At 38.9% G+C, this 14,028-nt stretch carries 13 protein-coding genes; 8 read left to right on the top strand and 5 right to left on the bottom strand.

The genetic code is table 11. The features are described 5' to 3' along the window. Positions 1–42 precede the first annotated feature (42 nt). Positions 43–1,410, top strand: coding sequence for an alanine/glycine:cation symporter family protein (locus PNK_RS07160; protein WP_032125768.1), 1,368 nt, complete (start codon positions 43–45; stop codon positions 1,408–1,410). Positions 1,411–1,515: 105 nt separating this feature from the next. Here PNK_RS07160 and PNK_RS07155 read toward each other — a convergent pair whose 3' ends face one another. The 3 genes from PNK_RS07155 to PNK_RS07145 all read right to left on the bottom strand — a co-directional run bounded on the left by PNK_RS07155 (position 1,516) and on the right by PNK_RS07145 (position 5,378). Next, a complete protein-coding gene (locus PNK_RS07155; RefSeq protein ID WP_059061209.1) occupies positions 1,516–2,196 on the bottom strand; it encodes a class I SAM-dependent methyltransferase in 681 nt (226 codons plus the stop codon). An 80-nt stretch (positions 2,197–2,276) separates the two neighbouring features. Further along, on the bottom strand, positions 2,277–2,969 hold the full coding sequence (gene nfi / locus PNK_RS07150) for a deoxyribonuclease V (protein WP_059061206.1): 693 nt from the start codon (positions 2,967–2,969) through the stop codon (positions 2,277–2,279). A 9-nt stretch (positions 2,970–2,978) separates the two neighbouring features. Next, positions 2,979–5,378, bottom strand: a complete 2,400-nt coding sequence (locus PNK_RS07145; protein WP_032125765.1) for a hypothetical protein — start codon at positions 5,376–5,378, stop codon at positions 2,979–2,981. Between the two features lie 323 nt (positions 5,379–5,701). Between PNK_RS07145 and PNK_RS07140 the strand changes: the two genes are divergently transcribed. The 4 genes from PNK_RS07140 to PNK_RS07125 all read left to right on the top strand — a co-directional run bounded on the left by PNK_RS07140 (position 5,702) and on the right by PNK_RS07125 (position 7,708). Continuing rightward, positions 5,702–6,175 carry a DUF948 domain-containing protein gene (locus tag PNK_RS07140; protein ID WP_051982003.1) on the top strand — a complete coding sequence of 158 codons (474 nt, stop codon included), beginning with the start codon at positions 5,702–5,704 and terminating at the stop codon, positions 6,173–6,175. A 2-nt stretch (positions 6,176–6,177) separates the two neighbouring features. Further along, complete coding sequence (locus PNK_RS07135) at positions 6,178–6,852, top strand: YtxH domain-containing protein (RefSeq protein ID WP_059061203.1); 675 nt, start codon at positions 6,178–6,180, stop codon at positions 6,850–6,852. 2 nt (positions 6,853–6,854) lie between these two features. Further along, positions 6,855–7,163, top strand: a complete 309-nt coding sequence (locus PNK_RS07130; protein WP_059061201.1) for a hypothetical protein — start codon at positions 6,855–6,857, stop codon at positions 7,161–7,163. A 161-nt stretch (positions 7,164–7,324) separates the two neighbouring features. Beyond that, positions 7,325–7,708, top strand: a complete 384-nt coding sequence (locus tag PNK_RS07125) for a YtxH domain-containing protein (RefSeq protein ID WP_158021739.1) — start codon at positions 7,325–7,327, stop codon at positions 7,706–7,708. Between the two features lie 121 nt (positions 7,709–7,829). Here PNK_RS07125 and PNK_RS07120 read toward each other — a convergent pair whose 3' ends face one another. Together PNK_RS07120 and PNK_RS07110 are read right to left on the bottom strand one after the other, a co-directional pair. Then, complete coding sequence (locus PNK_RS07120; RefSeq protein WP_032125762.1) at positions 7,830–8,354, bottom strand: hypothetical protein; 525 nt, start codon at positions 8,352–8,354, stop codon at positions 7,830–7,832. 382 nt (positions 8,355–8,736) lie between these two features. Further along, positions 8,737–9,330 carry a hypothetical protein gene (locus PNK_RS07110; RefSeq protein WP_032125760.1) on the bottom strand — a complete coding sequence of 198 codons (594 nt, stop codon included), beginning with the start codon at positions 9,328–9,330 and terminating at the stop codon, positions 8,737–8,739. 281 nt (positions 9,331–9,611) lie between these two features. On the opposite strand from PNK_RS07110, the gene PNK_RS07105 reads away from it, so the two are divergent. The 3 genes from PNK_RS07105 to PNK_RS07095 all read left to right on the top strand — a co-directional run bounded on the left by PNK_RS07105 (position 9,612) and on the right by PNK_RS07095 (position 13,714). Then, the gene (locus PNK_RS07105) at positions 9,612–9,821 is read left to right on the top strand and encodes an alkylphosphonate utilization protein (protein ID WP_032125759.1); all 210 of its coding nucleotides are present in this window, start codon (positions 9,612–9,614) and stop codon (positions 9,819–9,821) included. 307 nt (positions 9,822–10,128) lie between these two features. Next, positions 10,129–11,556 carry a leucine-rich repeat domain-containing protein gene (locus tag PNK_RS07100; protein WP_059061199.1) on the top strand — a complete coding sequence of 476 codons (1,428 nt, stop codon included), beginning with the start codon at positions 10,129–10,131 and terminating at the stop codon, positions 11,554–11,556. A gap of 739 nt (positions 11,557–12,295) precedes the next feature. Next, entirely contained in the window at positions 12,296–13,714 is a 1,419-nt protein-coding gene (locus PNK_RS07095; protein ID WP_059061197.1) for a leucine-rich repeat domain-containing protein, read from the top strand. Positions 13,715–14,028 lie beyond the last annotated feature (314 nt).

Here is a 14,028-nt window from a genome sequence, read left to right as displayed (position 1 = left end):
AAATGTCAAATTTTAATTATCTATTTAAGTAGGTAAAAATATATGGATTTTAGCCTAAAAGACTTACTAACGAGTTTTAATGAAGCGTTCACTTTTTTTCTGATTTTTCCAAGCATTATTCTTTTTGGACTTTATCTGACTTTTAAATTGCGTTTTGTTCAATTATCCAAACTTAAAATGAGTTTTTCATGTTTGCTTAAGAAAGACAGCAGCAGTCAAGGCAACATTAGTCATTATCAAGCTGTGTCTTCTGTTTTAGCAGGTAATTTTGGAACAGGAAATATTTCAGGGATGGCTGTTGCAATTTCAACAGGCGGACCGGGTGCTCTTGTTTGGATGTGGGTCATGGCTTTTTTAGGCGCATCTATTCAATATACAAGTTGCATTTTAGGAGTTAAATATCGTCGATTAAATGCCGAGGGAGAGTACGTTGGTGGTCCAATGTATTATTTAACAGATGGAATGGGAATGAAGTTTCTCGGTATCGCTTTTAGCCTGTTTACCATTTTTGGGGCCGTGACGGTTGGAAATTTTGCTCAAATTAATTCTGTGACTCTTCCTTTGGCAAAGATGGGATTAGATCCTTTTATTTCCAGTGTAGTCATTGCGGCGTTTGTGGGAATGGTCTTATTAGGTGGTGTGCAGAGAGTGGCTAAACTTGCTTCTTTCGTAGTCCCAGTAAAAGCAATTCTTTACTTAGGAACAGCGCTTATCATTCTTGGCTTGCATGCCGACCGCATTATTCCGGCGTTTAAATTGATGTTTACAGCGGCCTTTGATCCGCAGTCAGCTTTAGGCGGAGTACTTGGATTTAGTGTTGTTAAAGCTATATCGACAGGATTCGATCGCGGCATTTTTGCAACGGACGCTGGAACGGGTATTGTTCCCATTTTGCAGTCTAGTGCTCGTACGAGCAATCCAGTTGTTGATGGAGTTGTGACCTTAGTGACTCCGTTTTTAGTCATGATTGTTTGCACAGCGACTGGATTGGTTCTGCTTGTGACAGATGCTTGGCAAGTTGCAGGTTTGCAAAGTACAAATATGGTGACTCATGCTTTTCAAAGCGGGCTTGGGAGTTCATTTGGATCTTTTGTTGTAATCACGGCTTTAATTTTATTTGCCTATACAACTATTTTAGCATGGGCATGCTGTGCAGAGAAGGCCATTGGATTTTTATTTGGCAGTCATCATGCAACACGTTTTAAGTATTTTTATATAGCTTGTGTTCCATTAGGAGCCTTAATCCAGGTTGATCTCATTTGGCGTTTGGCCGATATAGCCATCTCTTTGATGCTCTTTACAAATTTAATTGGCGTCATAGGGTTGTCAAAACAAGTCATTGGAGAAAGCAGAGCCTTTTTCCTAAAAAACGAAGAGGAAGAGTATGAGTTAGGAACTGTACAGTCGTAAGCCTTCAAAACAAGGGATATCGTTTGATATTCCTTGTTTACTGGATCTGGCTCTATACAAGGGCCGCGGGCATGCCTAAGTAGCTAATTCTTGCGGCTCATATATTCAAGCATTTTTTTTCATGATCACATCGAGTATCGACCTGGAATAAAGTTTTCCATGCATTTCGCTATGGGAATGTCTTTCGTTGATTGCAACCAGTTTAAAGTGAGGATAAAACTCTTGTTCGATATCCTCTTTTCCAAAGAGAATAGAAGGAATAGATGTGTAAGGATCTATGACGACATTTTTTGTTTGGCTAAGATTGTTGCGTAAAGGGCCATAAAAACCATCTTGATAGGAGGCCAAGCTCAAAGTGTAAAATCCAGTCTCTTTTAATACCCTGTGGAGTTCACATCGATACTGAAAACGCATCCGTTCATCCACTTGATGCTTGTAGCAAAAAATATCGATGGCAGCATCAAAAGTTTTTTCTTTAAAAGGGAAGGGAGCGCAGACCGATTGACAATAAGACTTAATGGGCTGGCATCTCTTTTCAGCTTCTTCTTCAATGAAACGTATATTTGCAGGAATGAAGTCGATACAGTCGATTTCATATCCTTGTTGAGCCAAAAAAAAGGCGTTACGCCCTTTTCCACATCCTAAGTCGAGCAATCGACCAGAAGCGACGTTATGCTGTTTAAGAAATAGATTGAATTCAGAAATCGTTTGGCTGGGCTCTATTTTGTAAGAGGAGGGAATGCCTTTTTGCTCGTATTCTTTTTGCCATTTTATTTCCATTTCCATATCGATATCCTATTTCATGTGAAAGGACTAAAGATGTATCTTGCTATTGCTTGAAATTTTGCGCAGCAATTTGACGCGCCCTAGCTTAATGAATAGTTTTTTCGGCATTCATTCGCAGTTAGATGGGCATGCCGAGTCGGCTCTGGAAGGCGGTAGTTGGCCATACATGCTAAAACAATTTCAATGGCTGTTTTTAGCGAGATGCGATGGCCAGGCGAAATGATGAGCGGATTGCATTTGCTCTTTGTTCGCAATAAAACGCCCACTTCTTCTCCATTTGCGATGAGCGGTATATAATCGCCAATAGATTCTCCAAGCTCTCCTTGAGGTTTTCCTACGAGGATATTCTTGGCAACACCGATGGTTGGGATATCTAATAGAACGCCGATGTGGCTTGCAATTCCCAAGCGGCGAGGGTGGCTAATGCCTTGTCCATCGACCAAAAACAGATCTGGGCATTTGGGGAGTTTTTGAAAGGCTTCTATAAGAGGCGGAGATTCGCGAAACCCTAAAAAACCCGGAATATAAGGAAAGGGTTGTTGTTTAGCTGCATGGGCCTTTGATTCAAGGGTTAGGCTCTTAACATCTAAGGTCACTACAGCTGCATATACCATTTTTTTAGGATCATAGGGATTATTGCTGACATCCATTCCTCCAAGCAGGCGGAGAGGATTGAAGTCATCTTGTAGAAGGACACGGGAAGCTAGTTCATTTTGAACTTTCTTTGCTTCTTCTAAAGAGTCTGGATAGAGCCAATTTGATGGGACTTGCATGCCTTGTTCCTATGTGATCATTGGATTTGGAGCTTCGTTAATCATTAGATGAGAAGGTTCGCCGCGGATATGCTGAAATCCACGTATTTTATATGTTAGTGGATAGTAGTGTTGGATCAACTCTTTCATAAAATGCATGATAGAAGATTCAGGGGTTTCTTTTAGAGAATCTTGGTTCTCAAAGCACAGAAATCCTACATTTGGATCCACTACCCAAAAACGGTTGAGATTTGTATCGTAGCGAATGGCGAGGGCGTGCCCTTTCGCCTCTGCGGGATTGAAATTAGCAGATTCGTTTGAACGATCGCCAATTGTTAAGCTGAGTCGAATCCATCCCGATGACTCAGCTAATAAATCACTGTTTTGGCCGAACCAATTTGTAAAAGCTGCTTCATTATCGAGATAATTGAAAGTGAAAACTTGTTTATCTGATTCCACTCCCTCTTTCTGTAAAAGAGGATCTGGTAAAAGAGAAGGATTGGGCACAAAAAGGCGTGTGCTGCAGACGTGAAGGCTTTGCAAAAAGCGATCAGAATGTTTAATGACAATGGTTTTAGCAAAATCTTCGGCCGAAAGGTGTGGCTGCATTTCTCCTTCCAAACAGATGCGTTGACAGATACCCCAGCAAACACCGACACCAAGTACTTGATTGTCATCTTCAATGCCTTGAATCATTTGAGCTTTGATTTGCTTTCCCCATTTCTCATAGAAATCGATCTCTTTTGCGAAAATCTGACTTCTTTGGATGGTTACCCATGTCTTTTCCAATTCTTGGTAATCAATCTGATCCGTTTGTTTAGCTTTTATTAGCTCATTAAAGGCTGCTTCCGAATAGGTGTGATCGCAAAACTTTTCTCTAATTGCAGCATCTTCGAAAAGGTGTGAAACCACTTTTTCACATTCGAAACTTAAAATGTTTGCGAAATCTTTTTGGATAGACTGGACAATGATCGAATCGCTTGGCAATGGAAAATCGAGCGGGAAGGGAATGGTCACTTCTTTATGCGACTCTTTTAACTCCGCTTTGATCGATTTAAATAGGTCATAGGCGATTAAGAATTTTTTCACCTGAATATCTTGGGTGATATCAATCGACTTTAAACGAGCTTTGATAGCACAGCCTCGAAGGAGTTCTTTGATAGAATTGAGAGGACCAATGTAAAGAGTGGCTTGAAGCTCACTTTGAACCATTTCACTGATAATTTGATAAATCAGATCTCTTTGATAATAGGGAGAATGTTCGTCGAGCGTGTAGCCCAGGCAAGCCAATAGAATAGCTTCATCTGGCTCTCCATTGATTAATCGAATTTTTTGTTTGAATTCACGGGTGATATAAGCCTGATTAATAATGCGTTGTAATGCATCCCTTCTTTGCTGTTTTTCGCGCGGTGTAAAGTGATCAATTGCACGAGCAATTTCAAATTTATTTTCGATGAATGTCTCGTCCAAAAACAAATCTCTTTCTGAACTATTTCGAATCGTTTCTAATAAAAGTTCAAATGGGTCTGTGGCTTGAGCTTCTCGATTTTCTGCCTGTACTTCGGTTGCGTATTGAAATAACGCCTTTTTCATTTCTTCGTTTAGCAAAAGGCGTCCATCTAAAACATCCTGCATTTCGTGCGAACTAGTGATTTCATCAAACGCCGTGGTATTGCCCACTGCCTGTTCTACCCGAGTCTTAAGCTCGCTCAAGGCTTCTTCATTTTGAAAGTAACAGCTTACTCTTCGTGCAATAAAATGAATCATGAGTTCTGATGGAGAAAAGTAAGGGTCTTTTAAGTAGTCCGATAGTAGCGTTGGATGTCTAATGGCTCGATCGGCAAGGTCTTTGCCAAGCTTTATAGTCAGAGCCTCATAAATTTGCTGCGTATGTTTTTGGCAATTGAAGTTTGCTTGGATCTGATCATTCAATTCAAGAAGCTGATCCAGAGAATCGATATCTAAATTGGTCGCCAGCTGGTTGATTTCAAATTGATGATGCAATGAATTGGCCAAGTCTTCAATGCATTTTTGTTGATGCGGAGCATACTTTTCTTCAACGCATTTATCTATATGATCCACTTTTAAGGAGGAGGAGGTTTGATATGGCGGCAGAGGTGTTGAGGATTGCACTGCTGGTCGAAAAGGTTGGTTATTAGCTTGATCAAATTTATGGATCAACACAGTCAGAAAAAAACCGGTGATCATCCCAAAAATGCTTCCAACACCAGATAAAATCATCACTTTCATTCCAAGTGTTAAAGCTAATGTCCCGCCAATGGCAGCTCCCCCAAAAACACAGGCTGCCACTACAGTGATTTTTTTTATTGTGAGCGGAGAGATGTTATCAACAAATTCACGAGGCGTTTGCGAAATGTGGGCAAAAGGAGACGCAAGAAACGGTGCTAAAACTCTAGAAATTACTGTCATCGGAGGCGAACCATGTTTATTGGAATAGTAAATTAAATTGTATAGAGAGAGAGCTTAATTTTCAATGAAATCATGATTAATTGGATTTATTTTATAATTTCAATTTTTAAGCGTAAGTTTGTTGATTTTTTTAGCAAAACTTTTCTAATTTAGATGGATTTGTCATTAAAATTAAAAAAAACTATAATGAGAGAATGTCGTTAAAGATTGAAAAAAATATTTACATTCAGATGCTAACAATTCATAGTGAGGAAAGAGAATCAAATTCCATTATCTGTTGGTATGTTGATTAAGGGCCTATAAGGCTCTACAAGGGGGATTCCATGATAATCGAAATAAGTGTCGCAGTCATTGCTTTGGCTTTTGCTGTACTGGTCATTTATCTGATTTTATTATTTAGCGCGGTTAAGCAAACGCTTGGCCAGACCAATTTACTTGTCAATGACGTGCGCAAACAACTTGATGATCTGAGCGGCGAGGCTAAAAAAACGATTGAGCAGGCCAATCAAATGAGTGCAGACCTTAAACACAAGATGGAGGCGCTCGACCCTCTTTTTAATTCGATAGCAAATGTTGGAGATGTTTTGGAGCACAGGGCGGAGTCTTTTAGGCAGAGATCTGTCCGTTTGGGCAGGTTTGATGAGCGAGCCTCACATTCTGCTCCTTTTTTTAATGATTCTGATCATCAAGAATCGATCAATCGTGCCAAAACATCTGAATCAGTTGTAGTTGCAGAAATTCTTGAATTAGCAGGTCTAGGCATTCGTCTATGGCAAAAACTAAAGAAAAGGAGATAACTATGGCGTCGAAACAAACGCATTCAAAAGATTTTTTAGTAGGGGCTGCAGTAGGCAGCTTGTTGGGCAGTGTGACAGCTTTATTGATGGCTCCAAAAGCTGGTAAAAAACTGAGACAAGACATTAATGAGTTGTATGGTGATTTAACAGATCGCACGCACGATGCGGCCGATCAGTTTACAAAGAGAGGCAAGCAGTTTGCAAAGTCGTTTAGCGGTCATTCGCATGATTTGGCAGACAAAGCTAAATGTTTGGTTTGTGGGGTTAAAAATCTTGTTGGCTATGGGCATGAAGAGGAAGAAGAAGATACGACGCGCGATTTATTAATAGGTGGTGCGATTGGTGGCCTTTTGGGTGCAGTAGCTGGATTATTGCTTGCTCCTAAATCGGGCAGTGATTTAAGAGAAGATATTGCTGATACTTATGAGGATTTTGCAGAAAAAACGCATGATGCAGCAGAGCAATTTTCTAAGCGAGGCCGAACTTTTGCTAAGACGGCTAAATCTAGAGCCAATAAGTGGATTGATTTTGCTAAAGACATTGTCGATGAGTTCTCTGAAGAAGCAGAAGAAAAAGGCGAAGAATTTGCAGACAAGGCAAAGAACCGTGTGAATGACATCGTTGAATGGGCTTCTTTAGGTTATCGCGTTTGGCAAGGGCTTAATAAGAGAAGATAAATATGGAACGTTATCGAAATGATCGCCGTATGATTGTTGCTGCGGTAGCTGCAGGTTTAGTGGGAGGGTTAGTCGTTCGCTTCTTGAAAACCCTTCCACGAAACAAACAGCAATCGAAGAGTCAAGATGGCGATCACATTGTATTAGGAGGAATTGCAAAAGGGATCATCAAGATCCATGTCGATTCTGGAACTCATCCGTATCTCAATATGTTGGGGCATGCCATTCGATTCTTCAATCAAGAAAATGCGTTTTGCAGCTCTAAAAAGCTTTTAAGTAAAAAGCCTGCAATATCTCTTAATTCAATGTAAAGAGGCGTTATTTTATGGCACATAAACAGCATCTTTTGATTTCAGCTTTGGCAAGCTTGTTTAAGCTCATTTCCACGTCAAGGTCAAAAAAGGTTTCAAAAGGATCAATTGAGCAAGCCAAAAAGGCGGCAAATCAAATGACTATAAGAAGGAAGGGCATAATGAATAAGAATATTATTTTAGGTGGTGTAGCTGGAGGGTTAGTAGGAGTGGCGACAGCTCTCTTACTGGCTCCAAAATCGGGAAGCCAGCTAATAAAAGATGTTTATAAACCTTTAGCGCCAGTCATCCGCAATGTTTTTTCGCAGGCTAAAAAAGCGCATCACAAAGGAGCTAAACAGGCATCCTCTCACTCCTCTCATGCTAAAATAAAAGGAGAGGCGCATGCGGCTCACAAAGCTGTTGCAAAAGGCATTTCTAAGGTGAAAAAGGGGGCCGCCACGGCGACCAAAAAAGCCAGCTCAGTGAAACGGAGTGTGGCTAAAAAAGCGCATGGCATAACTCAGCCTCATGCTCATTCCCATGCCAATGAGGCAACAACTTAAACGATGATGTCATTTGCCATGATTAGATAGAATTGAGCAAGTGCCGATAGTCATGAACAGGATAAGAATTTTTGGTGGTTCCTGTTCCTGTGTTAGCTGCTGGTTTTTCATAAATGAAGGCTTAGGATCCATTCATGGCAAACGAGTTTTGAAAAGAAAGATGTTCGCTCACCAAGTTTTTGAAAATCATGTTTAATTCGATTCTAACTTGATGAGTGGGGCTATTTAATTCTTTTTTTACCTTTTTTACAAGGTAACGAAGAGCTTCCTTATCGGGATGGGTCAAATACCCTAGTGCAAATGTAAAGGCTGAGAGTAACAAACAAGAGCCGTCGACGCAATTTTTCACAATGTCACATTGTCCAAAGTAAAGACCGCAGGCATAATTGGCTGTCTTAAAGTAAATGCCGATGAAAAGAAAAAAGAAAAGCATGCTCAAGCCAAAGAAAATAATGCGGTAAGCTGTGTTTTGTCGTTTTCTAAAGTTATAGACGTGTTGATAATGCAATGCAATCGAGCGTCTAAAAAAATCAATGTCTAGTAAAGGTTCGCTCTTCTTATTAAACAAATCATTTTGTGGACTGCAGGTCAGAAAGCGAGAATAAGAAATGGATGAACCTTTAAGTAAATTTCTTTTTCCGGACATATGACCTTATCTGTTTATTATAATAATGAATTTATTTTAATTATTATATTGAATCAACTTGTTTTAATCAATTTGTTTATTGGTGCTGTTTGGAACATGTGGATTTATTTAATTAAACGCGTGTTATTTGATTAAATCTTCAACATATATATTTCAGGAATCTTTGCTAACATTATACGGAGTGGTTTTAGATCTTCTTTGCACTTTTGCGTTTTACTATTTAATATCATTTGGATTTTGTTTAGATCGTAGAATTGGCAAGCAATTAGATCAATCAAAATTTGATGACAAAATTCTCCTATAAAAACAGATGATGATCGCATGTTATTAATCGCTATAAAAACTCAGGGTATTCATAAAAGCGTTTAAAGGACTGCCTATATCAAATGCAATGTAGCAGGAATAGAGCGAGCTGATTGCCGATATGTAAAACAGGGCGACCTGTCAGAGTGCTAAATAGTGCAGCCAGTTTGACTTTAGTATTAATTTCGCTGAACTGGGAGTGTTGCACGGCTCTTTGACTCAAATAGCGGTGCATTTTTTTATAAGTCCATTTCATACCTTGATAACATGATTGAGCGATAATGGGAAAAGCTAATGCCAATGCTATAAGGCTAATGATATGGCGTGGATGCCAGGGATTGATGTTGAAGATTGTATTGGGTCCGAAGACAGTTTCTAGTTGAGCTGTTGAAAAAATGCTATGTATGAGAGTCGAGATGACGAAAGTCCCAGGTCGGGACACTATGGCACTCAGTATGAGGGAGATTTTAGCACAAATGATGGTTGTCTTACACCATCTTTGCATCCATTTTGGGGCTTGGGGGGCTATGGTAATGGAAATTTCACGGCCCTTAATAATTTGGCAGATTGTATAAAATTCGACTAATGCAAATACACAAGTCATTGAGCCAGCTGCGTTTTTAACCCAATCTTTGATCAGAGGTTGATTTAAAAAGTGAATCCCAATTTGCATAACGTCTTTAATAATTCCAAGTATCGAGTCCATATTGCGTTGTGAATGTGCTTTTAATGTTCGTTAAAGAGTTTGAGTTCAAGCAATAACTATTTTTAATGGCTGATGCAATTAGCCTTATCGAAAAAAAAGAAACATTTTAAAGTATTTCTAGATTTTAAATCCATGCGATCAATAAAATTTTGCGTTGCAAACATGCGATTGGCTTTTTGATTGCTCAGAAACTAATTTTTGCATTTAGCTCATATGACGCAAAAAATGATGATCAGATAAGGTGGTTTATGGAGACAAAAGATAGTAATGGAACGGCTCTAAGCGAGGGGGATTCCGTATACGTGATTAAGGACTTGAAAGTCAAAGGCTCTTCCACAGTTCTTAAAAGAGGGAAAATATTTAAAAACATTCGGCTTACGGATGACCCGGAAGAAGTTGAATGCCGCGAGGGAAAGACAACTCTTGTCTTAAAAACCTGCTTTTTAAAGAAATCATAGCATTCATGCCGTGTAAAATTTTACAAAAACGTTCTGAAACGGGTTTAATCTGGGAATGCTCAACTGCCAGTGCAATAAACTGCTGATTGAGTATTGTCTAGAGCTAGGTAAAGCTGATATTCACGATATTCAATTTTTTCGTCGTTTTCTCCAAGAATTGAGGAGAGTCCAATAGTTATATTGATTCATCGATTCTTATGATGCTTAGGTGTTTTATTAAAATTAATTTGATTTTAGTTGTGTTTAATTAATTTTGTATTTTATTGTTTTAGTGCTTAATAATTTAACCAATAATAAGGGGCTCTATATGTCTTTTAATATGTCTGTCGGTGTTTCTCATTCTTCCAATCAAGCAACATTCGCAGCTGATGCGTTTTCTGGTTCAACTGCTAGACACTCTCAGAGTCAAACGCTTTACAATTGGTTTCCTACTCAGACTTTTAGTGATGTGAGGCTGTCATTTGAAAACGAAACACCTTCTTTCAAAGCGCAACAATTACCATCTTCTTCGTCTGAAGAAAATGGGACAACCAAGGGGATGATTAAATCCTCAGAGTCTTTTACGGGAGCCAATATTAAAGCGCTCTTGAAGATCGAGGCGGGAGTTGCGGCTATTTTTTCCTTTGCAGGACGCCCTTTTAGCTCTGTGGGACTGCTTCGCAAAGAAAAAGGAGCGACCATTGAGCAGGCTGTTTTCTGTGAAATGTATTTAGCGCTAAAAGCTGCAAAATACAGTAACTCTGTTTTGACAGCTATTTGCAATAAGGCAGAAAACCAATATCCAGGCCAGGATGCAAGTGGAAATAAGCTTAGCGTCGACTGGAAGGCCAGAATGAAGCTAATCACTCAATGTATAACTAAAGAAGTAAAAGAAGTCGGGGCCTTTGATAAATTACAGGAAATAAGCAAGCTTTACACTTGTACCTATGCTCCTGGAAAGCTAGCCTTACTTTCCGAACTGATTGAAGAAAGAAAAAACCTAGATGTCATTCATGTCTTCAAATGCTTGCCATTGCAAGGAAATCCTGCTTATGACGGGTTTATCAATGAAGAAAACAAGAGCTCTTATGAAAGTGTAAAGGAAAGAGTGTTTATACAAGCATCTCTCATAAGAGAGTGGATGGCATCTAATTCCAATTTATTAGCTACTGTATCTGATCTTAATCTGACACCTCAAAATAGAGAAAGTCGTTCATTAGCCAGTGAGCGTATTGAATGCGCTTTAGAATGCAGAGATTATGGAGTAACGAGTCTTCCTGAGGAAATTAAGCATCTTACTAATCTAGCTAGGCTTAGTATGGCAGGACATCCAATTCGTGTCTTACCGGATGCTTTTTATCAATTATCAAGCTTAAAAAATTTAACTATTGTTTACACTGACTTAGAAGATATTGGCAATATCGGCCGTTTAACTAATTTAGGATCGATCACGCTTAACAACAATAAATTGACTTCATTGCCTGGGAAAATGGCAGCGCTTACACAACTGTATCGTCTTTCGGTTCTTGACAACCCACTTAAAAGTTGGCCCACTTTCTTGTCCAACCTCCCCCTATTGGCGGGTTTTCATTTGTCTGGTTCCCTTAGCAAGCAGCCAATACCAACAGAATTAGAGAAAGAGTATGACTTTAGTTACGAATTCGACTCAGGACGAGTTGTTGCGAACCCTTCAGAAGAAGAGAAAGAGCAGGTGACTTGCATTACAGGATCTAAAAAAATTACTGATTTTATATAAGGTTCCACGCAAATCTCCCAATGACTAACTTGATCTCTAGGATTTTGTGAAGGCATTGGGAGAATGCAGTGGGCGGCTTTAAAATCAATCGGCTCACCGGTCTCTTGTTCAGTTTCTTTATAGACGCTATAGACGCCAACAAAAATTGACCCTAAAAAGATTATAACTAGATTATAGCTATAGAATGCCAATAAGAGTGATTTGTCACTTACATCGGATGGTAAAAGGGTTAATCTTCAATGTTTAGCTTGGGTACTTGGGATAATCTTATTTCTATGGATTGATAGTCTATAGAATAGTAATTGAAATGTATAATCGTTGAGCAACGGATGAAGAAAAAAACTCAACAGAGTATCAATAAAATTGACTTTTGCTGAGAACCCTCGAAAGGGTTAAAAAGGAACGAAAAAAGTTGAATGCCGCGAGGGAAAGACAACTCTTGTCTTAAAAACCTGCTTTTAAAGAAATCATAGCATTCATGCCGTGTAAAATTTAAAAAAAACTTTCTGAAATAGCTGGTTGAGTATTGTCTAGAACTAGGTAAAGCTGATATTCACGATGTTCAATTTTTTTCTTCGTTTTCTCCAAGAATTGAGGAAAGTCCAATGATTATATCGATTCTACGATGTTAATAATTATATCAATTTTATGATGATTATATGTTTTTATTTGTGTTTAATTAATTTTGTATTTTATTGTTTTAGTGCTTAATAATTTAACCAATAATAAGGGGCTCTATATGCCTTTTAATATGCCTGTCGATTTTTCTCATTCTTCCAATCAAGCAACGTTTACATCTGATGCATTTTCTGGTTCAGCTGCTAGATACTCTCAGAGCCAAACGCTTTACAATTTGTTTCCGACTCAGACCTTGAGTGATGTGAGACTGTCATTTGAAAACGAAACACCTTCTTTCACAGCGCAACAATTACCATCTTCTTTGTCTGAAGAAAATGGGACAACCAAGGGGATGATTAAATCCTCAGAGTCTTTTAGGGGGACCAATATTAAAGCGCTCTTGAAGATCGAGGCGGGAGTTGCGAATATTTTTTCCTTTGCAGGACGTCCTTTTAGTTCTTTGGGACTGCTTCGCAAAGAAAAAGGAGCGGCCATTGAGCAGGCTGTTTTCTGTGAAATGTATTTAGCGCTAAAAGCTACAAAATACAGTAATTCTGTTTTGGCAACTATTTGCAATGAGGCAGAAAACCAATATCCAGGCCAGGATGCAAGTGGAAATAAGCTTAGCGTCGACTGGAAGGCCAGAATGAAGCTAATCACTCAATGTATAACTAAAGAGATGAAACAAGTCGGAGGCTTTGAGAAATTACAGGAAATAAGCAAGCTTTACACTTGTACCTATGCTCCTGGAAAGCTAGCCTTACTCTCCGAACTGATTGAAGAAAGAAAAAACCTAGATGTCATTGATTTCTTCAAATGCTTACCATTGCAAGGAAATGCTGCTTATGACGAGTTTATCAATGACGAAGAACAGAGGCCTTATGAAAGTATAAAGGAAAGAGTATTTATGCAAGCATTTCTCATAAGAGAGTGGATGGCATCTCATTCCAATTTATTAGCTACTGTATCAGAGCTTGAACTGACACCTCAAAATAGAGAAAATAGTTCATTGATCAGTGACCGTATTAACTGCTCTTTAGGATGCAAAGACTATGGGTTAACAACTCTTCCTGAGGAAATTAGGTATCTTACTAATCTAACTAGTCTTACTATAGTAGGACATCCAATTCGTGTCTTACCGGATGCTTTTTATCAATTATCAAGCTTAGAAAATTTAACTATTATGTGCACCGACTTAGAAGATATTGGCAATATCGGCCGTTTAACTAATTTAGGCTGGATCGCGCTTAACAACAATAAATTGACTTCATTGCCTGGGGAAATGGCAGCGCTTACAAAACTGTATCGTCTTTCGGTTCTTGACAACCCACTTAAAAGTTGGCCCACTTTCTTGTCCAACCTCCCCCGATTGGCGGGTTTTCATTTGTCTGGTTCCCTTAGCAAGCAGCCAATACCAACAGAATTAGAGAAAGGGTACAAGTTTAGTTACGAATTCGATTCAGGACGAGTTGTTGCGAACCCTTCAGAAGAAGAGAAAGAGCAGGTGACTTGCATTACAGGATATAAAAAAAATTACTGATTTTATATAAGGTTCCACGCAAATCTCCCAATGACTAACTTGATCTCTAGGATTTTGTGAAGGCATTGGGAGAATGCAGTGGGCGGCTTTAAAATCAATCGGCTTGCCGGTCTTCCGTTCAGTTCCTTTATAGACGCTAACAAAAATTGACCCTAAAAAGATTATAACTAGATTATAGCTATAGAATGCCAATAAGAGTGATTTGTCACTTACATCGGATAGGGGTAATTTTATTTCTATGGATTGGTAGTCTATAGAATAAAGTAGTAACTGGAATGTATAATCGTTGAGCAACGGATGAAGAAAAAATCTCA

The sequence above is a fragment of the Candidatus Protochlamydia naegleriophila genome (assembly GCF_001499655.1).
Lineage (GTDB): Bacteria > Chlamydiota > Chlamydiia > Chlamydiales > Parachlamydiaceae > Protochlamydia > Protochlamydia naegleriophila.
The sequence above is the reverse complement of the archived record's forward strand: the minus strand, read 5'-3'. Positions and strand labels throughout refer to the sequence as shown.